Source organism: Parabacteroides sp. ASF519 (assembly GCF_000364265.2).
GTDB classification, from domain to species: domain Bacteria; phylum Bacteroidota; class Bacteroidia; order Bacteroidales; family Tannerellaceae; genus Parabacteroides; species Parabacteroides goldsteinii.
On sequence record NZ_AQFV02000006.1, the window covers coordinates 6444050 to 6468399 of the forward strand.

The window sequence follows — 24350 nt, forward strand, 5'->3', positions numbered from 1 at the left end:
TTTCTTTATTTCCTCCCCCTATTCACTCACTCAATAATGAAAGGCTATATATTTGTTGACTTTCATCTATTTTTACTCCTGATAAGTTTGCGTATTTTAAATTAATTACAGAACTTTGTTGAAGTTACTTGAATATTATGATCATGGACGAAAACATAACAAACAAAGGCATCACTATCCTCATCGCAGAAGATGAAGAAAGTAATTTCTTATTATTAAAAACAATTCTGAAAAAGCATTGTAACATACTTCATGCTAAAACGGGAGTAGAGTTATTGGAGATCTATAAGGAGCAACATGCAGATCTGATCCTTCTGGATATTAAAATGCCGGAAATGAACGGGATTGATGCATTAAAGGAAATCCGGAAATTTGATCAGGACATACCTATCATCATGCAATCGGCTTATGCCTTTGAGAATGACATGGAAGCTGCCCGCCAAGCCGGAAGCAACGGGTTTGTAACGAAACCTATCAACATCAAGGAGCTCAAAAGCGTTCTTTCCAGTTTCTTGCCGCAGTTGACATGGTAATTTCTTCGAAAATACAAAATAAAAAAGGAGATGCTTATTACAAGTATCTCCTTCTTATTTCAAATAAACGTTTACCTACTCATTAGCAGCTTCTGCTTTTTCGCATTCAGCTGCCTGTTCTTGTGCACCATAATAAGCACAATCTTCACCAATACCGATAAGCTGATTGATTGCATGTCTCTTATCCAGATCAGTGAAATAAGTTTCAACGACTTTATAAATATCGAAACCTCCCGTCGATCCGGCTGCCAGATTCAATGACTCTACCATTTTTTTAGCTGCATTGTGAATTTCTTTTTTGTCAATAAGATGCAACTCATTGCTGTGAATTAGATTCTTTCCCATGATGTTTGACTTTAAAGTTATACTCGCTTTTATTAATAACTACAGAATAAACAAGTTACTTCTACTTGCTGTTTCTTTACAGCTTTAAATATACAAACATCTTCTTATTTTCATACAATTTCATCCCTTTAATTTCATAGAATCTTCAAATTATTCAAAAGTACATGCTTTTTCAACGTTCCACCATCCCGAATAAAGGTTTGGTCGGGTGTGATAAAATGATGGTGACGTTCAAGAGAAACAACAACATTTTTTATGAAGTAACAAATGAACAATTCACCATAAACAATGGTTCTTACAAATCATCAGGGCATTGTCTGTAAAAAAAATGTCAATAAGCGTTCCATATTTCTTCATTGTCACACCATATTTCCACTGTCTGAATATCATAAAGAACGATGTTTTAATTTTATACACAAAATAATTATAGGGTGATGTCTTTAAAGGAAAACAAATTACATGTAGGAAATAATGACACCATTGATTCTATAAAAAATGATTTAATTTTCTATGAGAATGTCAAACAAATTCCTATAACTCCGTATCCGTCATATATACAATACGGACTGGTTATGCTTTGCTCTGAAGGTAGTGCAAAGATTAAAGTTCACACACATGAACATTTGTTGATGAACAATGAACTTGTCATTCTATTACCGGGACAACTTGTTTCTATATACGAGACAAGTCAGGATTTTAAGATAAGTGCATTTTCTGTTTCACAATCATTGTTTAATGATGTGTTGAGCGGCATTCATAGATTTTCGCCACATTTCTTTATCTATATGCGAACTCACTTCCATTACAAATTAATGGAAAGCGAAAGCATTAACTTTGAAAATTACTATAAGCTGGTTTGTTCGAAAGCTAAATCTGCATCCAACCTATACCCCCGGGAATCTGTGATTCATGTATTACGCATTCTCTATCTGGACCTGTACAATACATACAAGATCAGTTCCCTTCCTTATATTCCAACAATGGATGTGCATAAAAAAGAACTTGCAGACAAATTCTTTTATCTGATTATGCAACATTACAAAGAGAACAGGGAGGTTGCATTCTATGCTAAAGAACTATGTATTACTCCTAAATATCTGACAACGATAATAAAAGCTGTCAGCGGAAAATCAGCGAAAGACTGGATACTGGAATATATCATACTGGAAATAAAAGCGCTACTGAGAGATTCTTCTCTTAACATCCAGGAGATTGTTGTAAAAACAAATTTCGCCAATCAGTCCTCTCTTGGGCGGTTCTTCCGTAAACACACTGGCATGTCTCCTTCCGAATACAGGAAAAGCATGATGGAAACATATTATTAATATTAAACTACATATCTAATAACTAATAAAATAAAGTCATGAACAGAAGTCAATTAATCAATGAATTAGCGACAAAAACAAATCTCAATAAACGGGATATAACAACCATTCTCGATGCTTTTACTGAAATGGTTGCAGAAAAAACAAAGGCAGGCGACCGTGTTTTCATTCCCGGTTTCGGTTCATTCAAACCACGTCTGCAAACAAGCCGTCCGGCAAGAAACCCCAGAAACGGGGATGTGATTCAACTCACACCGCGAACGATTGTACATTTCAAATGTGCTTCTCTCCTAATAGAGAAGATGAACGAAAAATAAATGAAAAAAAGGGCTTATTTCAAAATAAGTCCTTTTTTTATTACGATTTGTCATACTTATCGATTAAAAAGTATCTTTGCAGCCACAGAGTAGCATGAAAAGGAAATTATGACTGAACAAGAGATCAGAAGATATTTACGACAAATGAAGGAAGAGGACTCCCAAACTGCCTTGCAGAAATTCTATGATCTATGCTTTGATCGTTTTTTCCGTATTGCTTATTACTATCTGAAACAGGAAGAATGGGCGCAGGAAGTCGTACTCGACGTATTCATGAAAATCTGGGAAAAGCGGGAGTCATTACAAACGATAGTCAATCTGGAAGATTACTTCTTTATCACAGTAAAAAATGCTGCACTGAATTATCTGGCAAAAGAAGAACGGCAAAAACAGATTACCGAGATAATAGCCGATAAGATAGCCGACCAGGAAAATTCACCGGAAGAAATCCTTATCAACGAAGAACTTTTTTCCCACTATGTCAAAGCACTGGACCGTCTACCGGAAAAATGCCGGGAGATATTTATTCGCATACGGGAAGAAAAACAAAGCTATGCACAGGTCGCTAAAGAATTAAAAATCAGCATCAATACAGTTGACGTACAATTACAAAAGGCTGTAACCCGACTACGGGATATGTTATCACGCTACCTGAAGCCAGACAAGAACGGATCATAATCTTAACTTATTTTCACCAAATCGACATAGTGAGTTCCAGCGTACATCTCTGTCTTTATTTATGAAAGCAATAATTAAACAGATAAAGAAAAGATGACACCTGAAAACGACAACTTTGATAAGATTCTGGAACAACTGGTCGCCTCTACACGTTCACCGAGAGGACGCTTCTCCGCTAAAAACAGTTGGAAAATACTAGAAAGGCGTATCTCTCCTGCCAGTGGAAAAATAAAATTTCTCCGTATCGCAGGAAGCGTTGCAGCCTCCATACTCATCTGCCTGGCCAGTTGGTATACATATGATTATATCCAATCGGGCACCATACAGACTATTTCTACCCTGGCTGAAATACGGGACATTACACTACCCGACCAGTCTGTTGTCACCCTGAACCGTTACTCAACACTTAGCTTTCCTTCTCGTTTCAGGGGAGCCAAAAGAGAAGTCCGGTTAACCGGAGAAGCCTATTTCGATGTAGAAAAAGATACCAGGCACCCATTCATTGTAAAAGCAGAGTCCGTAAACGTACAGGTACTGGGAACCCAATTCAATGTGGAAGCCTATCCCGAAGACCCCGAAATAAAAACTACCCTGATCGAAGGTTCCGTTGCCGTCAGCATACCGGAAGAAAACCGGCGAATCGTTCTTTCTCCCAATGAAAGTGCTATCTATAACCGGTTACAGAAAAGTTTACAACATGAAATAAATCCAAAAAGCAGCAACGATATTGTCTGGCGAAACGGCCATTTCCTATTCGATTATCTGCCATTGCAGGAAATAACCCGGCAACTTTCACATGCATTCAATGTAAAAATAGAAATTACCGATCCCGAACTCCGGAGTTACCATATACGGGCTAACTTCACCAATGGCGAAAGCCTGGAAGAAATGCTCGAATTATTAAAAGGAGCCGGCAATTTTAATTACACAATAACAAACAATACTATCATTATCAGCACTAAGCTTTAGTAAATTATGAACTATTCTATACATTACCCGCTTTTCCGCATCAGCCTCATATGTCTCTTGTGGGTTATTTTCGGGAGAACTCCTCTTGATGCCCAAAATAAAGACACATTATTAAATTTCAGTATCCGGAATGCTGCTTTAGACAAATTCGCAAAGCAGTTGGAGGATTCTACCGGCTTCTCTTTCATCTACGGAGAAAAGATACAGCTAAAAAAGCCTGTAACCCTGGATATGACTCAATCTCCTATCACGGATATTCTACACAGGGCTTTCGAAAACGAAGCAATCGCTTTTAAGATCTCTGGAAAATATATCTTATTAGATAAACGGGAAACACCCGTTAACCGCAAATATACAATCAGCGGCTATGTTACAGACGGGATATCATCGGAAACACTGATCGGTACGAATATCTTTGAACAAAACAGATGGATAGGAACTTCGACCAACCCTTTCGGATTTTATAGTATTACGCTTCCCGAAGGAGATGCAGCACTTTCATTCTCCTACCTTGGTTATGCCACTCAAATATGCCGGTTCCGGTTGGAAAAGGACACCTTGCTGAATATCCGGTTACTGACCGACAATCAGTTAGAGGAAGTTGTCGTCCTGTCAAATAAAAGAGAAACCGGAATCCATGCCACTGCGATGAGTGCCCTTGATGTCCCGATGAAACAAATCCGCAACACACCTGTTGTTTTGGGAGAAGCTGATTTACTGAAGACAATCCAGCTGTTACCCGGCGTACAGGCGGGTATGGAAGGATTCAGTGGTTTGCATGTGCGTGGCGGCGGACCGGACCAGAACCTGATCCTGCTGGATGGTATTCCGATCTACAATGCAGATCACCTGCTGGGCGTATTCTCGATCTTCACCCCGGAGGCCATGAAAAAAGTGACTCTCTTCAAAGGCTCCTTTCCTGCCCGTTATGGCGGACGATTATCGTCTATCATCGATATCCGCACCAATGACGGCGATATGCAAAATTATCATGGAACGATCAGTGTCGGCCTGCTAACCAGTAAGCTGCATTTTGAAGGACCGATCATAAAAAACAAAACTTCTTTCTGTCTGACAGGACGCCGCACCTATCTGGATCTGGTGGCAAGACCTTTTCTGCCGGAAGATAAAAAATACAACTATTACTTCTATGATATCAATGCTAAAGTAAACCATAAGTTTTCCGACAGAAGCCGACTCTTCCTCAGCTTTTATAAAGGAAAAGACCATTATGATTACAAACGGGATAAGGAATACGACGGTTATGACGATGGTCCGCGCCTGTATTTCTATAACAGCAAAATCAATATCAACTGGGGGAATACTATTGCAGCCGGACGCTGGAATTATGTATTCAACAATAAGTTGTTCAGTAACACGACTGTAGCATACAACCATTATCAGATGTCAATGGCTGACAGTTATAAAAAGGAAGCCACCGGAACCGAGAAAAAGACCAATACCGATCCCATGCATAACGAAACCTATACATATAATTCCGATTATAGGTCAGGGATACACGATGTTAGTATCCAGACAGATTTCGACTATACGCCTGCCCCGAACCATCATATCAAATTCGGCGGCTCTTATCTGAATCATACGTTCCGGCCGGAGGTCACAACCTCAAATGTGAGAGAAGCAGAAAACGGATCAGTAGCACAAGATACCATCTATAAAGATTCTTCTAACAGTAATCTGCATGGCCATGAATGCGCTTTATATGCAGAAGATGACTTCAACATAGGTACCCGGTTAAGTATTAATGCAGGTATACATCTTTCCTTGTTTTACACCCAAGGGAAAGGCTATTTCTCAGCACAACCCCGCCTGTCCGCCCGCTACCGCCTGAACAAAGACTATGCAATAAAAGGTTCATTTACTCAAATGGAACAGTACGTACATTTATTATCGTCGTCAGCCATCTCACTACCAACTGATTTATGGGTGCCTGTTACTCAAAATATCCGCCCGATGCGGTCATTTCAATATGCTATCGGGGGATACTATACAGGGATAAAAGGATGGGAATTTTCGTTGGAAGGATATTATAAAGATATGCATAATGTTCTGGAATATCAGGATGGCGCCTCTTTCTTCGGAACCTCAGGAGGATGGCAGGAAAAAGTGGAAATGGGTCGCGGACGTTCTTTCGGACTGGAAATACTTGCACAAAAAACGCTGGGAAAAACAACCGGCTGGCTGGCCTATACAATTGCCAAAAGTGACCGCCAGTTCAAAGACGGCAGCATTAACTACGGAGAACGTTTCCCCTATAAATATGACCGTCGCCACAATATAAATTTTTGTGTGAACCATCAGTTCAGTGAACGGTTCGATATTGGACTCACCTGGATATTTAACACCGGAGGGGCAGCAACATTAGCCGAACAGCGTACCGGGACAATAAACGGAAACTTGCTCGATTATATCGAACACCGCAACAATTACCGATTACCCGTCAGTCATCGATTGAACCTGGGAGTTAACTTCCATAAAAAAGTACGCCGGGGTACACACACCTGGAATATATCTGTCTACAATGCCTATAATGCCATGACTCCCAATTTGATCTATCTGGAAGAAGAATACATCGGACAAGAACATATTGGAGAAGGAGGTGTGCCTGAAACAACCTGGAAAAGGAAAACAAGGTTGATCAAACAGACTTTATTACCCTGTATACCTTCCGTCACTTATACATTTAAATTCTAAAACAGAAAATGACATGAGAAAGAATTTATCCTATCTATTATTCATACTCTATACATCTCTTTTCTCAGCTTGTGAGAACGAGATACCCTTCCAAAGTAAAATTCAAGAGCCCCAACTACTCATGAATGCCTTTCTGGAAGCCGAAAAAGAAGAGAATCAAGTTTACTTGCATATCATTGATGGCGAAACAACAACATTAGTGAGCGATGGAGCCGTCACGATCTATGTCAACGGAGAGAAGAAAGAAGTTGCTGAAGCCGAATTGATCTCCACCAGTTATAATGACTCTACAAAATACTGCCGCGTGAAAACCCAGTTTCTCCCCGGTGATCTGGTACGCCTGGAAGCAGCTGCGGAAAACGGGCAATATCACGCCTGGGCTGAAGTAAAAATACCCCAACCGATCGAAAAAATTATACAGGTAGATACCCTTCTGACTAAAATTAAAATAGGATATTATATGGATAACTGCATCCGGTACAGAATCACATTCAACGACCGATCCGGAGAAAAGAACTATTATCAACTGCGTATCCAGGAAAACACTTACCGGACATATCCGGAAGAGGGAACAACATACGGACCGGAAATCATCTATCCGGATATTATCAGTCAGGAAGATATCGTGTTGACCGATGGTCATCTCAGTACTGCCGATGATGAAGAATTCGGCATCCTTGATATGACCGTCCAAAATGTGAACAATGTATTCACCGACAGTCGTTTCGAAAACGGATCATACACGCTTAATGTATATACACGCTACTATGATCACAAAAATATGGACGAAAAGCTGTTTGTAGAGACAGATGCCGTCATCCGGCTACTCTGTATCACCCAGACAGACTATCGGTATATGCGTGCCATGAACTGCCTTGAGTCGGGAAACTATAACGAAACCTTTATGGAACCGGTCATTATACCTCAAAACGTTGTCGGCGGATTAGGGTTTGTCGGTGCTAGCTCCGAAAAACAAATGACGATTCGTATCCTGACCCGCCCGCCGTTGTGGTAAAAAACGGTCACTGGAAATTCATTTCCCAAATCCAACAATAGCAAAATAGTTAAAGGATACTAATTGACAACATATTATATAGGGTATCCTTTAACTCATACGGTTATTAATTCAAAAAGATATAGTAATTTTAATCCATTAATAATAATCGTATGAAAAGGTTTTATTTATTTTTATCAATATTGTTTCTGACTATATTTATGAGTAGTTGCTCAAATGATCCTTCGAATCCTTCTCCTGAAGAGGGATATTCTAAACTCATTATAAAAGCAGAAACAAAATCGGCAAACGAACCCACTGAGGAAATCATTTTTACAGGAGATGATATCCTATGGTTCAACGGAACAACAAAAGAAATCCGGTTTAAAGACAATTACTATCAACAAAACTCCATTTCACTTTATGCCAATATTAAATTTTATCTGGATGACAAGTATTTGTTTTCTACCTTGACCCGGGTTTCAGATGTCAACTCCCAAATTTTCAACTCACCGGTATTCTATTACAGTATAATTGAAAATAAATTTTTTATAAACGACGGATATCCTGATATTGCAGTTTTAGGTTCATTGACTGAAATACAAAAAATACGTGATGAGAATATGCAGGCCATAGCAAATGAATGGGATAAATTTATCGGGTATATGAAAAAAGTGAATAAGTACAAAGAGTAGATCAACGACAAACTGTTCGCTAAATGTTGAGTAAAAAGGAGTTTAAACTCTTATTTGATACATATTTTGATGCTGTCCGGAGTTTCATATTTTATCGTTGCGGCGATACTGATATGGCATCTGATATAGCGCAAGAGATATTTATGAAAATATGGGAGAAAAAAGAACAGTTACATAATAATAACCTGAAAGCCCTTTTATATAAAATGGCGAATGAAATGGTGATAAGTTCTTATCGGAAAGAAACAAGCCGGAATCATTTCGAGCAGGATATGATACGCAATGACGCATCAGGCTTGTCTCCCGAAGAGGAGATACTTTTCAAGGAACTTGCCACATCCTATGCCAGAGCTCTGGAACAGATGCCCGAAAAACAACGCATCGTTTTCCTGATGAGCCGGAACGATGAATTAAAATATCACGAAATTGCAGGACTCCTTGATATAAGTATTAAAACAGTTGAGAAACGAATGAATTCCGCATTGCAATTTCTAAAGAAAGTATTATTAACGGAAACTAAAAATGAAACCGGACAATATTAAAATAATCCCCCAATGGAGCAAAAGCAAGGAAGATATCTGGAATGAAGCTTTTGCCAGCCTTGAAGATACCCCATCTTCAAAAAAAAACCGGCATATCCCATTTTGGAAATATGCAGCCGTGCTCCTTGTTGCCATTATCCTGACCGGGTCTGTAATCTCTCAATCTTATACCGTGACCGAAATTGCGAAACGGGGATCGCATCTTGCTGTCACCCTTCCTGACGGCTCAAAAGTAAATCTCAATGCCGATAGCCGGCTTACCTATAAACCTTACCTATGGATTATATCGAGAAATGTTGAACTTGAAGGAGAAGCCTTTTTCGAAGTAAAACAGGGAAAACGTTTTTCTGTAAAATCAAATCAGAATAAAGTGAATGTATTAGGAACAAGTTTCAATATATTTTCACGGCCAGGGAACTATCGTGTAACCTGTCTGACCGGCAAAGTAAAAGTGACAACCCATAATGAAACGACCACCCTCGCTCCGGATATGCAACTGACCTATCATAACGGTAAACTGACCATTAAAGAAAATATCAATGCCGGTCAATCAATCGGATGGATAGAAGACAAATTTGTTTTTGAAGGAGTCCCACTGGTTGAAGTGATCAATGAAATAGAACGTCAGTATGATATTAGGGTCAAAGCAGACATTCCTCCGGGACATGTCTATACTGGTAATTTTAGCAGGGCCACAAAACCTGATATGATACTCGAAATTATAGGAAAACCTTTTGAAATCAAATTCAGCATAGAATAAGTGAAAAGGTCAATAGTCATCATTTTCATACAGTTGATAAGTACAATCGCTGCATTTCCTGTGAAAATGCAGCTTACTGTTTCCAACAAACCTTTAAACACTGTTTTAGGAATGCTTGGCATGGAAATATCGTTTGATGACAAAGCGTTATCCGCTTATAATATATCCGTCTCGAAAACATTTAAAAATCCGGAAGACGCCCTTTATCATCTGCTAAACAATAAACCGTTCAAAGTCGAAAAAATAAATCATGTATATATCATCATTCCGTTAGACAGGCAAGTACCGAAAAGCAATACGGAAACAAAGCCATCCGAACCTCACAGACAATTTGTTTTCACCGGAACCGCATCCGGCAAGAAAACCGAAGATACACTAATTTTCATACTCCCCGAAACAATTATCACAGCAGATGAAGTTCGCCATAAAGTAGACTGCAACAGTTACTCCATCACTCCTGATATGCGCAGAGGAATAAACAATACGGAAGAACTATTGCATAAAATACCCGGGATCTATTTCGACAAAGCAACTAATACCCTCAAAGTAAGCGACAGTAAGAATATATTACTGTTAGTAGACGGAATACAACAATCGCAGGATCATATAAAATATATGTCACCCGACAGAATACATACCGTTGAAGTGATCAATGGAGCGTCCGGCCGTTTCATATCCGACGATTATACAGCCATTATCAATATTACCCTGAAAAAGGATTACCGGGGATATGACATCTATGCCTCTAATTTTTCAGCCGTCGGCCTTTCGGGTATAAACAACAGCAAACGGCTGATATTGAATCAACCTGTAATCAGAATGAGTTATACCTATGACAAAATCAATTTCTATGCAACCTATTCTCATAACAAGGAAAACCAAGACTTACCTGTATCCAAAAATTTAATATACAGAGGTGTGGAACTTATTTCAGAAATGCCGGAAAACACACCCAATGACCTGTATGAGCATAAGAATAATACCATAACGGCTGGAGTCAGTTACCAAATCACACCGACGCAAACGGTTGGCATCCAAGGTGATTATGTATCCGGCAAGACAGAAACAAACCAGATATACACCATGGAACGTACGGATATAAGTAACAATGACCGACGCACGATCAAAAATTCAACAGAAACTGCCACATCTGATTACACATTTGTCGGCACACTGTATTATCAGGGACAGTTTAGCGAACGTTTCCGGTTATATAGCGATTTTTCATACAATTATTATTACAATGATATAAAAAACCAATACGACCAGAACGATGCATCGAACTATATAATCCAGGATACATACAACGAGTATAAAAACCATACATTATTTAATGTCGAAGGAAAATATTCGTTATCGTCCCAGATATCGATGAACTTAGGATATTCCAATGCCTGGAGAATGTATGGATCGGAAAGTAGTCACGGCAGAGGCTTTTTGGACTACTGGGAATATCGGAATAAAGTATTTGCCTACATGAAATTTAGTCCTTCAACGAAAATACAGACTAAATTCGGGGCTGCCATCGAGCATATAAGCTCATATGACAGAGATATAAAAAGTAATTATACCCGGTTTCTGCCTTACATACAGGCCAACATCAGCATCAATAAAAACATAAACATAAATGCCAGTTATTCAACTAATCAGCATTATCCTTTATTATACCAGCTCAGCCCTATGAGCCTGGTAATCGATACGTTCCTGACACAAATAGGAAACCCAGAACTGAAATCAGCCATCCGGCATACTGTTTCCGCCCGCATTTCATTAGGTAACCGGATAACAATTACCCCTGCACTCAATTATGTTCATGATGAAATCAGTGAGTTATATATCGAAAAAGGACATAAGTTATACAGGTCTTTCTGTAATATAAACACAAGAGAATATAGTTTGCAAATCACTTATGATCAGCCTTTCGGCAATTATATCCGATTCAAAAACAATGTGACATATTACCTCGGAGAAGCATTGAACGCCGAAATCAGAACAAGACCGGACGGATGGCTTGCCAACTCAGAAATAAGTTATTACCACCCTGCCAAATCGTTTGGTATTCAGGTCGGATATTACCGGAATATGAAAAAGCAAATCCTCAGCCAGGGATATCAAATGACCGATAAAGACAACTGGCTGATATCCGCAAACAAGCTATTCTGGAATAAACGGATATCTGTTGCGCTCTCCTACATTCCGCCCATTTCAGCAGGTATCAGACATAACCAGCAGAGAATGTTGGAAACATCGCTTTACCAGGAAAATACTTCGCGCCACCTGAAATCATACAACAACATGTTCCTGGTAAAAATCAGTTTGCGTTTCGACCAGGGTTACAGTAAACCCCTGGAACGAAACGCTGTCATTAAAAATGAAAGGGAAAAGAAAACGATAGAATTCTAATCAAACCTCCGTCAAAATCCAAACCTGGAAGTATCGACCGATTTATGTTCTTTAGCTTTATAGCCACCGAACTTATAAACGAACGAAACTGAAATGTTCCGGCTATCACGTCTCTGATTCATTATCAGGTGCTGCCCTTTATAATTTATTTTGGTATCCGGATTGAATGAATCGAACAGATCATTCGCTTTCAATTTCAATTCAGCTTTCTTTCCGGCAAAAGTCCATTTCAAACCGGCGTCTATCTTCCAGATGGGAGAAATATCATATATACCCTGTATAAAAGACGAAACATACATACTATTCAGTTCCAGACGAATATCCGGTTCCGAAAAGAGCTTGAAGGTATTGTTCATCATTGCGATTCCCCGGAATTTTGTCTGGTTAAAGCGAATAGCATGAAACGAATCGCAAACATCTTTGAGGATAGATCCGTCCAACGTAATCTGAGAATTCCAGAAACTGCCGACAGAGAAAGGAATTGTTGCCGTTGCGCCATAATTCTCTTCATAATCATAATTAATTGTCTGGTAAATCAATGCTAGTTTATCCGGGCTTTGGTAAGCCAATTGATTAAACAAATCTTTTATGTAGCTATAATACACATTAAACATATACTTATTCTTCAAAACATATGTCAGTTCTGCCGTATAATCGGTAGACGGCCGTAACGCCGGATTCCCCAAAAGCATTGCATACCCATTCATATAACTAACAGATTCCTGAATAGTCCAATACTCCGGATACGTCTTATCGGAAGAAAATCCCAACTGGAAGATATGGCTGTCGGAAAGGGCATAGCTTAACTGCATCGCAGGATAAACGGCCCACTTTTTATAATTCATTAATTTATAATACTCTCCGGCAACAGACAGAGATAAGGAAAGTTTGTCGTTGAAAGACTTTTCAACACCACCATAGAAATTATACGTTTCTTCTTTCAGATCTGTACAGGTATTCAGCCCCGACATATCGGAACCATCCTGCGGACGATAGATTTGCGAGCTTTTATCTTTGGCAAATGTAAAGTCGATGCCATAATTCAACTCCCAATCAGAAGGTAAAGTATGGGTCTGTCCGGCATATACATTCCAACGGTTGATTGTCTGGCTGGCATCAGCCAGAAACAATTGTTCGGAACTTTCTGTCTTATTTATATAATCCTGAGTGGACGGATAATTATAATAGGTATAATCGAGACCGACATTCAAACCCAGGGAAGAAGTATAATCCACATTTACATTATGCATTTGTTCATCACCCATTTTACTATTAGAGGATTCGGAAAAATTGCCTGAAGACTTTTCCACGGCTTTCCTGTTTGGAGTGATTGCAGAAGTATAAGCCATATTCAGATGATCATTTTCCGATAACTGATAATCCAATGCGGCACGCATATTATGGGTCAGCCCGCGACGTTCTCCTTTATTATATTGTTCTATATCATATATTATATCTCCGATCTTATGATGAGATATAATATCATTATCAATAATCCTTTTCTGATAGTCGGCAGAATAAAGAATATCAGCCGATAGTTGAGGTTGTGTCAAAACGCTGGCACAACCTTTTTTTATGCACAAAGCCCAGACTTTCACAAGCCCAGGCTTTGTTATTACCCAAAGTTTTTGTATCTTTAGGCATAAAGTTTTTCATTATGGCAAAGTTACATTTTCGTCCTTACATTCCCAACCAAACAGTTCTTTTTCCCGGAAGAATTGATGAAAACATAGCAGCGAATGATCCGGTTCGCATAGTTAATACAGTTGTTGATAATCTCAATCTTGACAATTTCAAGAAGCTTTATAAAGCAACCGGTCGTTGTCCTTATCATCCTAAAATGATGCTTAAGGTGATTATCTACGCCTACATGAACAATATCTATTCGTGCCGCAAAATAGAGAAGCTTCTCCTACGTGACATTCATTATATCTGGCTTTCCGGTAATGAACATCCGGATTTTATTACCATCAACCGTTTCCGTAATCGTGTAAAAGAAGAGATAAATAATGTATTCACGCAGTTGGTTCTTGTCCTTGTCGACAAAGGTTTCATCAGCCTTGACGTAGAGTATATCGACGGTACCAAGATTGAGTCCAGAGCCAACAAATATACTTTTGTCTGGCGCAAGACAGTCGAAAAGAACCGTACAAAGCTGATGGATAAGATCCGCATTCTCCTGGAGCAGGTGGATGAAGCCATAGCCCAAGAGAACTCCACCAAAGACACACCCGTAGAGTTCACTCCCGCCATGCTCTCAGATATAGTGAATGAACTTAAAGAGGTGCTGGAACACCAGCCTGTAACAAAGGACAAGGAACAAAAGAAAGTCATCCGGGAAAAGAAGAAACAAGTCCGGGAACTTGAGGAACACCGTGACAAGTTGATGGAATACGACAACCATCTTGACACTCTTGGAGAACGCAACTCCTATTCCAAGACCGATCCTGATGCCACCTTCATGCGCATGAAAGAAGACGCCATGAGAAACGGGCAGACCAAGCCCGGATATAATCTGCAAATAGGTACCCAGAACCAATTCCTCATAGACTTCCGACTGTTTCCCAATCCAACCGATACACTGACCCTCATACCTTTCTTCCACTCCTTTGAGCAACGCTATAACCGCTTACCGACTGTCGGTGTGGCAGATTCCGGTTACGGCTCGGAAGAAAATTACCGATTCATGCAAGATAATGGGATAGAAGCCTTTGTCAAGTACAACTACTTCCATAAAGAACAGCGTCCCCGTTATACCCCCAATCCATTCCATGCGGAGAGTCTCCATTACAATGCGGAAGAGGATTATTACGTTTGTCCTATGGGGCAGCACATGAACCGTATAGGAACCAGGAGTGACAAAACAGCTAGCGGATACATCACCGAAAGTGCCCGGTATAAAGCACAAAGATGTGAAGGGTGTCCTTTACGTGGTAGTTGCTTTAAAGCCCGGGGGAACCGTATTATAGAAGTCAACCACCGATTAAACCAATACAAACGGCTGGCACGGGAAAGGTTACTCTCGAAAGAAGGCTTCAGGCATAGGGGAAGGCGATGTATAGAACCGGAAGCAGTTTTTGGACAAATGAAACACAACATGGCATACAAAAGGTTCCGGCATGTGGGAGAAGACAAGGTTACAATGGACTTTGCCTTCTTTGCTATAGCTTTTAATATCAAAAAGATGTGTACAAAACTATTAAAAGCAGGAAAGAGAAGGAGTACACACATTATATTTATCTTTATCAGACCACGTGTGGCTCAACATACGAGGAATATTAAGCCTTACCTAATTACTGAAGAAATAGTCGCATAGACAAAAAAAGAGGAACGACTATTTTTAAGATAAAAAAGGAGATGTGCCTTAGTTTTGACACACCCCCTTCGCATGTCCGCTTCCATTGGCATAACGGGCCTGCATGTACTCCGTTCCCACCTCACCGCGCACAAACGGTTCTTCCGATTTCGTGTTTTTCAGGACCAGGTTAATCACTGCTCCCCTAACACGATATTTTGCCGGTGCATTATACATCACTTCTGCTTTCGCCACATTAGATACAGGCATGTTTTTCAATAAATTGACTAACTGGTCATTCGTCATGGAAGAAGGTTTTCCATTCAATATGACCGTTACATTACCAGTACCGGCCAGGCTGATACTTTCATTCTGCTCCATAACTCCCGGCAGATGCAGGATGGATTCATACGCATTGCTGACTGTCGATTTTTCAGCCAATACTGACACATCATAAACCAGCGCTCCGTTTTCAACCTTTACCTGCGGACGTTCACCTTTTATTACGACCTCGTTCAGTGCATAATCCTGTTCCTGCATCATTATGATTCCGGCATCCTCCCCTGAATATTCTTTTATTTGGGTCTGGTATAATAAATGCTGAAAAATCAAACGATACTTATCCGGATGCTGTTTCAGCATAAAGTTACCGTCTATATCCGTTATGACAGCATCAACAAATGCAGAATCGATGGTCTGCATCACTACGGTTACTGATTCGACCGGCGCCTGTGAGGCATCAACTACTTTTCCTTTAACGTCTTGCGCATCTGCCATCATTCTGATAAGCAATATACCGGCTGCTAATAAAAAACATTTACGTATCATATTCTCTCTATTTTAAATTCTTTACCTTTGATGCAGCAAAAGTAAAACAAGGCATTCCCGGACCGGGTTAATGCCGGGTTAATGTTAGGTTAACGGGAAAAAAGGAATGACGAAACATGAATAATAGACCGATTAAAATACTTACTCTGTGCGGATTACTGGCTATATTGGCTTTACAGGGTATCTGGCTGTTCACGACCTACTCGACCGTCAGGAATGAAACAATCAAGAAAAGTAATGAATTATTTAAGACCGCCGTCACGACTGAATTGCATATAAGAATGGATAACTATACGGATGAAGACGGTAATGATGTATCGATCGAGAAAAATTTTCACATGGATCTAAGTGACAATATTGACTACAGTGATTATGCAGTCAATAAAGTTTATCTGTTTATACAGGAAACAATGGATACTCTTCTTCATGTGCCTGTGGCACTGGATAAACTGGATTCTATCTACCAGGTCCAGTTGGAACAAGCCAATATTCACACACAGACAACCTGCAACCTGGTCGACTCCACTGGTTCTGTTTTGAGCAGTTCTGTCCCTGATTTTCAAATTCCACATGATTATCAGGCATTACAAACAGATATAACATTCATCAAATCAGATAATAGTCAGGGACTTCAGGCTGTTTTAATCAATCCTTACTGGGCTGTTTTCCGTCAGATGGGATTGTTGCTGGTTGCAACAGGTCTTATCATGGTCTTTGTTGTCTACTGCATTCTTTACCAGATAAAAATCATCAGCAAACAAAATAAGATAGCCCGGATGAGAGAAGATTTCTCTTACGCCATGATACATGATATGAAAACCCCGCTCAGTTCCATCATCATGTGTGCCAACTTCCTGCATAGCGGACGACTGGACGATAAACCGGAGATAAAAGAGAAATACTTCACCATCATAGAAAACGAATCAGACCATCTGTTAATGTTGACCAATAAAGTGTTAACTCTTTCCAAACTGGAAAATCATAAACTGGAAATGGCCAAATCCACCTTTGAACTGCAACCAATGATGGCCGATTTAAAAGAGAAGTTCACCACAAAGGCGACCAAACCGGTACATATCACAATTAATCTCCAGGCAGACACGGCATACGCCGATGATGAATTTATAAAAGAAGCCATCAGCAACCTGCTGGATAACTCCATCAAATATTCCGGAGAATCTGTCAATATAGATATCAGTTCACAGGTAACAGATAAATATACGCTTATCAAAGTACGGGATAACGGTATCGGAATCTCCGAAAAGGATATGAAAACGATTTTCGACAAGTTCGAACGCGCCTCTGCATCTTTGCGTACAAAATCGGGCGGAACAACCGGGTTCGGCCTGGGACTGAATTATGTATATCAGGTGATGGAAGCCCATGAAGGAAAAGTGATAGTAAACAGCCTGGAAGGTGAATTCAGTGAATTTACCTTATATATTCCACGAAAAACAACAGCATCATGATAAAGTTACTTTTAGTAGAAGACGACCCGACTTTATCCTATATCATACAAAGCGGATTACAGGATATCATCGGAGGATACGAAGTCATAACCGCTGGCAACGGCATGGAAGGTTTGCAAGCCTGGCAACAACATCATCCGGATATTATCATTTCGGATATCGACATGCCTGTCATGAATGGTTTCCAGATGGTGGAACGCATCCGTGAAACAGACGGCGATACTCCAATCGTATTCGCTTCCGCCCTGACTTCCCCTAAAGATGTGAGGGAAGGCTACAAAATAGGTGTAAACAACTACATCAAAAAACCCTTTGTTCCCGATGAGCTGGATGCCCATATTCATGGATTACTAAAAATGAAGGAGGGTACAAAGACACGGAATGAAAGCGGATTTTACAAAATCGGCCGTTATACGCTGGATGCAGAACATGCTTCCCTCCGCAATGATGAGACAAACGAGAAGAAAATACTGACCGTACGAGAAGCACAAATCCTGCAACTGCTGGCAGAAAACAAAAACGAAACAATAAAACGGGAAGCAATCCTCAGCCGTTTCTGGAATACGGAAGACGATTATTTTGCATCACGCACATTAGATGTTTTTATAGCAAAACTTAGAAAACTCCTGGAAGATGACCCGCTTGTATTGATAAAAACGATAAGAGGGGTCGGATTGATGTTGGTGGATAAGTAGAACAGAAAGATAAAAAAGGGAGTCAAGCATAAAACTTAACTCCCTTTCCGCTCAGTAATTGTCGGGATGACAAGATTCGAACTTGCGACCACACGCCCCCCAGACGCGTACTCTACCGGGCTGAGCTACATCCCGTTTTTCTTTACGGCTGCAAAGGTAAGATTTTTCCTTTATACGCCAAAACTTTCGCGGTAAAAATCTAATGACTCCAGTATTTTCTCTTTTGTCACTGCCTGATTTATCTGAACCTCACCGATTTTAGATAAAAGGGTAAAGTTAATTATACCACCTTCATTCTTCTTATCATGGGTCATCAGTTCATATAAAGTTTCGTAGTCTTTGCAATCAAAGATGAAAGCCGGATAATATTCTTTGATATACTGGATAACCTGGCTCAGATTGCTCGAAGGGAAACCGCATAACTTGTAGGACAGATATAACTCGCTCACGATACCGGCAGCCACCGCATGACCGTGCAATAGAGGACGGTTCTTTTTGAAAGAAAGACTTTCGTAAGCATGTCCAATCGTATGGCCGAAGTTCAAAGCCTTGCGGATACCGTGTTCTTTCGGGTCCTCTGCCACGATACGTTCCTTAACGGCAACCGATTGCGCCACCATCTTATTCAGGAATGCATAATCCATCTTCTGGTCGAGGTCGAACAACATAACTGTCGCATAGGTGTCCATCGAACTGATCAGCGCATGTTTAATCATTTCCGCATAGCCGGATAACAGGTTATCCCTATCCAGCGTACGAAGAAATTCACAATCGATAAACACGCATTCCGGCGGATAGAAAGAACCTATTTCGTTCTTTAATCCGTTGAAATTAATACCGGTCTTACCTCCCACGGCAGCATCTACCGAGGCCATCAGTGTTGTAGGGATATTGACCGTCTTCAAGCCGCGCTTGAAAGTAGCACCGGCAAAACCGCCCATATCCGTCACCATGCCACCACCCAGGTTCACCAACAGTGAGTTACGGGAAGCCCCTTCATTGGAAAGGCGCATCCAGATATTCGACAAAGCCTCCAAACCTTTATGCGTATCACCGGCATCGACAGTTATTACCGGAGCCTCTTTGATTGCCGGCACATCCTGTATCAGCGGATAACACTTTTCCTGTGTATTTGTATCGGTAAGAATAAACAGTTTATCGTAATTCAGTGTTGCAAGGAATGCTTGTAAATCTGCTTTCAAATCCTTACTTATCACTACTTTTTGTTCGGCCATATATTTTATTATTTTGCTTCTTAGGTTACAAAGGTATTATTTGTTATTCGATTATCAAAGAAGAAGGCAAGAGAGTTCTCCTGCCTTCTTTCATAAAAATAGTGTGTTTATAGGTTTAGGTCTTAATAAGAATTCTTTATAATAGTAGCGCTCAGCGACTCATCCCCATCCACTATCTTATCGTTGCCATTGAAAGAACGAAGTTTCCAGAAATAATAGCAATCAGCGCCGCTACCCACAATACAGAAGACACCAATAAAAAAGCAGACATCATTTCCTGTACAAAGACCATGTATAAAAGGAAGTAAACCAATCAGAACAAACGGAGTCAGCAACGCTATCCGGTAATATTTCAAAAGCAGCGGTTTCTTCACCAGAAATCCTAATGACTTCCAGTCCGTGTTCCAATGGAGCGCCCGGCGATCTTTTCCGGTAAACCAATACAGCAAACCATATTGAAGCAAGGTATATACTAAACAACAAAGAGCCATAATAATTGCACCTTTTACAGATAAAGCCTGTAGCCTGGCAATGTTTCCCAGTTCATATCCGGCGCCATAACTCGAGCCATCTCCCCAAATATAATTGAACAATACAACTGCGCCTACGACAAAAAAGAACAGATAGAGCAATATCGTTATATTTACCCGGGCCGCACTCACTTTCACCTCTACGCCTTCCGAATGAGCGTATCCTTCCAAATTCATTTCTTTTGTTTCCATATCGTTTGTTTTTATTTGATTTCTACATTGCAAAGATACAGAGGAACAAAGAAACGGAATGTTATCCCAACGTTATCTTTACGTTAAGATGGAAAGCGAAGGGTGCCGGAAAAATGAAATTACCTATCTTTGCCAATGAAATCAAAGTATTATGACGAAATCATTCTACATTATATCATCGGCTGTCACCTCCTTAATCGTCCTTTTCCTTATCGGGCAATGGATCGGGCGAAGTTATTCACTGACAAAAGAACAACTGGCACGACAGCTACACGAATCTTTCTGCCACGCTACCGAACAATATGAGACAGACAAAACAAAATTCCTTCCCGCCCTCTTCCGGGAAGAACTCGACAAACGCCATCTCGACAAACTGGCGTTTCGCATAGATACGGTATCCCTGGACAGCCCTGCTGCGGTACAACGGGAGAATATCCGCTATTTCACAGATTACAACCGCCTGTTCAACGAACGGCACACTTTTGTTTTCCCGGTCAGTGAGACACAAGGCGTACAGGCATACATTAAAAATCCGCGGGCAGGTTCTATCGGCAAGCTACTCTACTTTTTCTTCGGAACGACTATTGCGCTGGGAATCCTGCTGATCTGTATCCGGAAGCAAATCAAAATTATCAAACAACAGGACGAGATCGCACGAATACGGGAAGACTTCTCCTATGCGATGATCCACGATATGAAAACACCTCTCAGCTCGATCCTGATGGGTGCCCGTATCCTCCGAAGCGGAAAGCTGGACGGAAAACCGGAGAAGAAAGAGAAATACTTCGACATCCTGGAAGAAGAAGCACAACATCTGCTGGCCCTGACCAACAAAGTGCTGACCATCTCCAAGCTGGAACACGGACAATTACTGCTTGAAAAAAGCCTGATCCCTATCCGCCCGATGTTGGAGGAACTGACACAGTTATTCACTGCCAAGACGAATAAAACCGTCACTTTCCTGTTAAACATAGAAGCGGAAGACATATTTGCGGATGAAGAATATCTGAAGGAGGCGGTCAGCAACCTGATAGACAATGCGATCAAATACTCCGGGGAGGCGATCGAAATACAGATCACTTCCTGCCGGTATAACCAATTCACACAAATCAAGGTAAAAGACAACGGGATCGGTATTTCTCTTGCTGCACAAAACCATATATTCGACAAGTTCGAACGGGCTTCGATCAACCGGAGCAATGCTGCCGATGGTGTTACAGGTTTCGGCCTGGGACTGAATTATGTCATGAACGTCACCCGCTCGCACGGCGGCTATGTCAGCGTCGAAAGCCAGGAAGGAAAATACAGTGAATTTACCATCTCATTACCAGTATCCACCACAGAAGAAACAACAGTATGATCAAATTATTATTAGTAGAAGACGATGCCAACCTGAGTTATATCATTCAGGGAGGATTGGAAGATATGATAGGCGGTTATGAGGTGATCATCGCCTGCAACGGGAAAGAAGGCCTGGAGAAATACCGGCAGGTAAAACCGGATATTATCGTTGCCGACATCGAAATGCCGGTCATGGACGGCTACGAGATGGTGCGCCGTATCCGGGAGACGGACAGAGAGCTCCCGATCCTTTTCTCATCCGCCCGTGTTTCACCGAAAGACGTGGTAAAAGGGTATGAACTGGGAGTGGACAATTACGTCAAAAAGCCTTTCCTGCCGGAAGAACTGGATGCACATGTCCGCGCGTTGCTCCGCATGAAGCAAGGGAATACGGAAAAAGTTAAAAACCAGACATGGACAATAGGCGGATACACATTGGATCCGGCACAGGCGACCTTGCACCATATCTCCGGAAGCAGTCAATTACTGACACCTCGCGAGAACGGGATACTGGAACTATTATTTCGAAACCGGGAGAAATTATCCGCCGTGAAATCATTTTAGACAAATTCTGGAATACGGAAGACGATTACTTTGCTTCCCGCAGCCTGGATGTCTTCGTCACGAAGCTCCGCAAACTATTGTCACAAGACGAAAAAGTCAGTATCAAAACGATAAAAGGGATCGGTCTGATGATCACAGCATCCTGACCTACCAGGCAAAAAGTCAGGACATTGGTAATAAATAGTCCTGACTTTGAATAATTTCTCATATATTTCCACTAAGTTTAACCCTGATTTTAATCATATATACATCCCATATATTTTTATTATGTCATACTATTAAATTTAAACGAACCATGAAGAAAGTTTTCCTATTCCTGAGTCTCTGCCTGTTGGTCGTGTCATTCACCAACGATGCCGCCGCGCAGCAACAGAAACTACGTATCGGCGTTGCCGGTATACAAATCGAGAACAGTGTATTTATGCCCAACAGGCAACCGATAGTCGGAAGGCCGCTCACTTTGCCAGATTATCTGAGTCCGGATTCCGCCATGGGGCAGGCCGCAACATGGCTTCCCTCCCTGATGGGCCGTGGCGGTGGCCGCGGACCGGTTACGAAAGAATCATACGACGCCTTTGTCAACGAAGCACTTGAAATAATAAAGGCGAACATGCCTTACGATGCTTTCTGGTTTTACAATCACGGGGCATGCAGCGTGGATGGAGTAGCCGATCCGGAAGGTGAGTTTATGGAAAAAGTCCGCAGCGTTATCGGCAACGACGTCCTTGTTACGACCACTATGGACCTTCACGGCAATGCCTCCTGGCTCGTAGCCCTTAACTCCGACCTGATTACAACTTACCGCAAAGCTCCTCACGATGATTCACGTGAATCGCATCGTCGTGGCGTAGTCAATCTGCTGGATCGACTAACCTCCGGTAAAGGACGTCCAGCTTATAAAGCATGGGTAGCCGTTCCGGTATTAGTTTCCGGAGAATGGTCGAGTACGCGTGCCGAACCAGCCAAATCGCTTTATGCCATGGTTCCTGAAGTTGAAGCAATGCCGGGCGTAATAGATGCAGGTATTTGGATCGGTTATGTCTGGGGAGACGACCGGCGCAACCAGGGGGTAGTGATGGTTTACGGTGACGACAAAGCACAGGTAGAAGCAGGCGCAAAGAAACTGGCGCAAAAATTCTGGGATGTCCGCCGCCAGTTCACATTGGAAGCTCCGGGGCATCCGCTCGAAAAATGTCTCGATCTGGCGCTGGCCAGCGACAAGAAGCCTTTCTTTATCAGCGATATGGGTGACAATCCCGGTGGTGGCGGTTCAGGCGAAGTTACATGGACATTAGCCCGGGTATTGAAACGTCCGGAACTTCAATCTCCAAACGGCAAAAGCCTGCTTTACTGTTCTATTCCGGGAAGCGAGATGGTTGAAGCCGCACGTAAGGCTGGTGTAGGCGGCCACGCAGAAGGATATGTAGGTGCAATGACGGACAACTCCTACGAACCACCTGTAAAACTATCGGGTACGGTCGTATATGTCAGTCCTGCACAGGATGAGACGCAGGCTGCCGACAATGCCCCTTACAGAAGACGCAACAATATTGCCATTATCAAGACAGGAAGCATTTATGTAGTTGTAGGAACATCTTCCCCTACACCTAACCTGGAGGGTACCGGAATAGATCCCCGTGAAATGGATATCGTCATGGTAAAACAGGGATACCTGGTCAACCAATGGTACAATATGAAAGCAGATTGGGTAATGGCACTGACGCGCGGAGGAGTGGACCAGGATTTCCAGAAACTTCCTTATAAGAATATCATCCGCCCGATGTTCCCGTTAGATCCGGATATGCCGGACCCGGAACTGAATGTCATATTTGTTCCCTCGGCAAAACATTTGTACGGAAGATAAACAACCACATACTTATTAAACCCAAAAGGGGCAAAATCGCTTTTGCCCCTTTTCTTTATCA

Annotated in this window: 21 protein-coding genes, 1 tRNA gene and 1 pseudogene; 17 read left to right on the forward strand and 6 right to left on the reverse strand. The window is 41.3% G+C overall.

Going from position 1 to position 24350, the window contains the following annotated elements:
- Nucleotides 1–137 precede the first annotated feature (137 nt).
- Complete coding sequence (locus tag C825_RS25955) at nucleotides 138–533, forward strand: response regulator (protein ID WP_009859791.1); 396 nt, start codon at nucleotides 138–140, stop codon at nucleotides 531–533.
- A 75-nt stretch (nucleotides 534–608) separates the two neighbouring features.
- On the opposite strand, the gene C825_RS25960 is transcribed toward C825_RS25955, so the two are convergent.
- Complete coding sequence (locus C825_RS25960; RefSeq protein ID WP_009859792.1) at nucleotides 609–878, reverse strand: hypothetical protein; 270 nt, start codon at nucleotides 876–878, stop codon at nucleotides 609–611.
- Nucleotides 879–1312: 434 nt separating this feature from the next.
- Between C825_RS25960 and C825_RS25965 the strand changes: the two genes are divergently transcribed.
- The 10 genes from C825_RS25965 to C825_RS26010 all read left to right on the forward strand — a co-directional run bounded on the left by C825_RS25965 (nucleotide 1313) and on the right by C825_RS26010 (nucleotide 12276).
- Nucleotides 1313–2203 carry a helix-turn-helix domain-containing protein gene (locus tag C825_RS25965; RefSeq protein ID WP_009859794.1) on the forward strand — a complete coding sequence of 297 codons (891 nt, stop codon included), beginning with the start codon at nucleotides 1313–1315 and terminating at the stop codon, nucleotides 2201–2203.
- 38 nt (nucleotides 2204–2241) lie between these two features.
- Entirely contained in the window at nucleotides 2242–2520 is a 279-nt protein-coding gene (locus C825_RS25970) for an HU family DNA-binding protein (protein ID WP_009859795.1), read from the forward strand.
- A 108-nt stretch (nucleotides 2521–2628) separates the two neighbouring features.
- On the forward strand, nucleotides 2629–3198 hold the full coding sequence (locus C825_RS25975) for an RNA polymerase sigma-70 factor (RefSeq protein ID WP_009859796.1): 570 nt from the start codon (nucleotides 2629–2631) through the stop codon (nucleotides 3196–3198).
- Nucleotides 3199–3291: 93 nt separating this feature from the next.
- Complete coding sequence (locus C825_RS25980) at nucleotides 3292–4167, forward strand: FecR family protein (protein WP_010800710.1); 876 nt, start codon at nucleotides 3292–3294, stop codon at nucleotides 4165–4167.
- Between the two features lie 6 nt (nucleotides 4168–4173).
- A complete protein-coding gene (locus tag C825_RS25985) occupies nucleotides 4174–6882 on the forward strand; it encodes a TonB-dependent receptor (RefSeq protein ID WP_010800711.1) in 2709 nt (902 codons plus the stop codon).
- A 13-nt stretch (nucleotides 6883–6895) separates the two neighbouring features.
- Entirely contained in the window at nucleotides 6896–7897 is a 1002-nt protein-coding gene (locus tag C825_RS25990; protein ID WP_009859799.1) for a DUF4249 domain-containing protein, read from the forward strand.
- A gap of 200 nt (nucleotides 7898–8097) precedes the next feature.
- A complete protein-coding gene (locus C825_RS25995; protein WP_229061312.1) occupies nucleotides 8098–8571 on the forward strand; it encodes a hypothetical protein in 474 nt (157 codons plus the stop codon).
- A 23-nt stretch (nucleotides 8572–8594) separates the two neighbouring features.
- Nucleotides 8595–9113, forward strand: a complete 519-nt coding sequence (locus C825_RS26000) for an RNA polymerase sigma factor (RefSeq protein WP_010800712.1) — start codon at nucleotides 8595–8597, stop codon at nucleotides 9111–9113.
- Complete coding sequence (locus C825_RS26005; RefSeq protein ID WP_009859802.1) at nucleotides 9094–9873, forward strand: FecR family protein; 780 nt, start codon at nucleotides 9094–9096, stop codon at nucleotides 9871–9873. The genes C825_RS26000 and C825_RS26005 overlap by 20 nt, the downstream gene beginning before the upstream one ends.
- Nucleotides 9874–9993: 120 nt before the next feature.
- Complete coding sequence (locus C825_RS26010) at nucleotides 9994–12276, forward strand: TonB-dependent receptor plug domain-containing protein (protein WP_232434153.1); 2283 nt, start codon at nucleotides 9994–9996, stop codon at nucleotides 12274–12276.
- Between the two features lie 11 nt (nucleotides 12277–12287).
- Here C825_RS26010 and C825_RS26015 read toward each other — a convergent pair whose 3' ends face one another.
- Nucleotides 12288–13859, reverse strand: coding sequence for an outer membrane beta-barrel family protein (locus C825_RS26015; RefSeq protein WP_233467141.1), 1572 nt, complete (start codon nucleotides 13857–13859; stop codon nucleotides 12288–12290).
- A gap of 74 nt (nucleotides 13860–13933) precedes the next feature.
- Here C825_RS26015 and C825_RS26020 point away from each other — a divergent pair, with 74 nt between their 5' ends.
- The gene (locus tag C825_RS26020; RefSeq protein WP_010800114.1) at nucleotides 13934–15592 is read left to right on the forward strand and encodes an IS1182 family transposase; all 1659 of its coding nucleotides are present in this window, start codon (nucleotides 13934–13936) and stop codon (nucleotides 15590–15592) included.
- A gap of 48 nt (nucleotides 15593–15640) precedes the next feature.
- Here C825_RS26020 and C825_RS26025 read toward each other — a convergent pair whose 3' ends face one another.
- Nucleotides 15641–16399 (reverse strand): carboxypeptidase-like regulatory domain-containing protein, encoded by a 759-nt coding sequence (locus tag C825_RS26025; RefSeq protein WP_010800715.1) that lies wholly within the window; start codon nucleotides 16397–16399, stop codon nucleotides 15641–15643.
- A 116-nt stretch (nucleotides 16400–16515) separates the two neighbouring features.
- On the opposite strand from C825_RS26025, the gene C825_RS26030 reads away from it, so the two are divergent.
- Nucleotides 16516–17868 (forward strand): sensor histidine kinase, encoded by a 1353-nt coding sequence (locus tag C825_RS26030; RefSeq protein WP_010800716.1) that lies wholly within the window; start codon nucleotides 16516–16518, stop codon nucleotides 17866–17868.
- Nucleotides 17865–18563 carry a response regulator transcription factor gene (locus C825_RS26035; RefSeq protein ID WP_009859806.1) on the forward strand — a complete coding sequence of 233 codons (699 nt, stop codon included), beginning with the start codon at nucleotides 17865–17867 and terminating at the stop codon, nucleotides 18561–18563. The genes C825_RS26030 and C825_RS26035 overlap by 4 nt, the downstream gene beginning before the upstream one ends.
- A gap of 61 nt (nucleotides 18564–18624) precedes the next feature.
- On the opposite strand, the gene C825_RS26040 is transcribed toward C825_RS26035, so the two are convergent.
- From C825_RS26040 to C825_RS26050, 3 genes are all read right to left on the reverse strand, one after another.
- Nucleotides 18625–18698 (reverse strand) — tRNA-Pro (locus tag C825_RS26040).
- 35 nt (nucleotides 18699–18733) lie between these two features.
- Nucleotides 18734–19798, reverse strand: a complete 1065-nt coding sequence (gene aroB / locus C825_RS26045; protein ID WP_010800717.1) for a 3-dehydroquinate synthase — start codon at nucleotides 19796–19798, stop codon at nucleotides 18734–18736.
- A gap of 122 nt (nucleotides 19799–19920) precedes the next feature.
- Complete coding sequence (locus tag C825_RS26050; protein ID WP_010800718.1) at nucleotides 19921–20520, reverse strand: DUF3267 domain-containing protein; 600 nt, start codon at nucleotides 20518–20520, stop codon at nucleotides 19921–19923.
- A gap of 151 nt (nucleotides 20521–20671) precedes the next feature.
- On the opposite strand from C825_RS26050, the gene C825_RS26055 reads away from it, so the two are divergent.
- The 3 genes and pseudogenes from C825_RS26055 to C825_RS26065 all read left to right on the forward strand — a co-directional run bounded on the left by C825_RS26055 (nucleotide 20672) and on the right by C825_RS26065 (nucleotide 24289).
- Entirely contained in the window at nucleotides 20672–21880 is a 1209-nt protein-coding gene (locus C825_RS26055; RefSeq protein WP_010800719.1) for a sensor histidine kinase, read from the forward strand.
- Nucleotides 21877–22571 (forward strand): annotated as a pseudogene (locus C825_RS26060) (response regulator transcription factor). The gene C825_RS26055 and the pseudogene C825_RS26060 overlap by 4 nt, the downstream one beginning before the upstream one ends.
- A 149-nt stretch (nucleotides 22572–22720) precedes the next feature.
- Nucleotides 22721–24289, forward strand: a complete 1569-nt coding sequence (locus C825_RS26065) for a M81 family metallopeptidase (protein WP_010800722.1) — start codon at nucleotides 22721–22723, stop codon at nucleotides 24287–24289.
- The last annotated feature ends 61 nt before the right edge of the window (nucleotides 24290–24350 follow it).

Coding starts and splice junctions, on each gene's coding strand:
- C825_RS25955 (WP_009859791.1), top strand. CDS start 138: ATGATCATGGACGAAAACATAACAAACAAAGGCATCACTATCCTCATC.
- C825_RS25960 (WP_009859792.1), bottom strand. CDS start 878: ATGGGAAAGAATCTAATTCACAGCAATGAGTTGCATCTTATTGACAAA.
- C825_RS25965 (WP_009859794.1), top strand. CDS start 1,313: ATGTCTTTAAAGGAAAACAAATTACATGTAGGAAATAATGACACCATT.
- C825_RS25970 (WP_009859795.1), top strand. CDS start 2,242: ATGAACAGAAGTCAATTAATCAATGAATTAGCGACAAAAACAAATCTC.
- C825_RS25975 (WP_009859796.1), top strand. CDS start 2,629: ATGACTGAACAAGAGATCAGAAGATATTTACGACAAATGAAGGAAGAG.
- C825_RS25980 (WP_010800710.1), top strand. CDS start 3,292: ATGACACCTGAAAACGACAACTTTGATAAGATTCTGGAACAACTGGTC.
- C825_RS25985 (WP_010800711.1), top strand. CDS start 4,174: ATGAACTATTCTATACATTACCCGCTTTTCCGCATCAGCCTCATATGT.
- C825_RS25990 (WP_009859799.1), top strand. CDS start 6,896: ATGAGAAAGAATTTATCCTATCTATTATTCATACTCTATACATCTCTT.
- C825_RS25995 (WP_229061312.1), top strand. CDS start 8,098: ATGAGTAGTTGCTCAAATGATCCTTCGAATCCTTCTCCTGAAGAGGGA.
- C825_RS26000 (WP_010800712.1), top strand. CDS start 8,595: ATGTTGAGTAAAAAGGAGTTTAAACTCTTATTTGATACATATTTTGAT.
- C825_RS26005 (WP_009859802.1), top strand. CDS start 9,094: ATGAAACCGGACAATATTAAAATAATCCCCCAATGGAGCAAAAGCAAG.
- C825_RS26010 (WP_232434153.1), top strand. CDS start 9,994: ATGGAAATATCGTTTGATGACAAAGCGTTATCCGCTTATAATATATCC.
- C825_RS26020 (WP_010800114.1), top strand. CDS start 13,934: ATGGCAAAGTTACATTTTCGTCCTTACATTCCCAACCAAACAGTTCTT.
- C825_RS26025 (WP_010800715.1), bottom strand. CDS start 16,399: ATGATACGTAAATGTTTTTTATTAGCAGCCGGTATATTGCTTATCAGA.
- C825_RS26030 (WP_010800716.1), top strand. CDS start 16,516: ATGAATAATAGACCGATTAAAATACTTACTCTGTGCGGATTACTGGCT.
- C825_RS26035 (WP_009859806.1), top strand. CDS start 17,865: ATGATAAAGTTACTTTTAGTAGAAGACGACCCGACTTTATCCTATATC.
- aroB (WP_010800717.1), bottom strand. CDS start 19,798: ATGGCCGAACAAAAAGTAGTGATAAGTAAGGATTTGAAAGCAGATTTA.
- C825_RS26050 (WP_010800718.1), bottom strand. CDS start 20,520: ATGGAAACAAAAGAAATGAATTTGGAAGGATACGCTCATTCGGAAGGC.
- C825_RS26055 (WP_010800719.1), top strand. CDS start 20,672: ATGACGAAATCATTCTACATTATATCATCGGCTGTCACCTCCTTAATC.
- C825_RS26065 (WP_010800722.1), top strand. CDS start 22,721: ATGAAGAAAGTTTTCCTATTCCTGAGTCTCTGCCTGTTGGTCGTGTCA.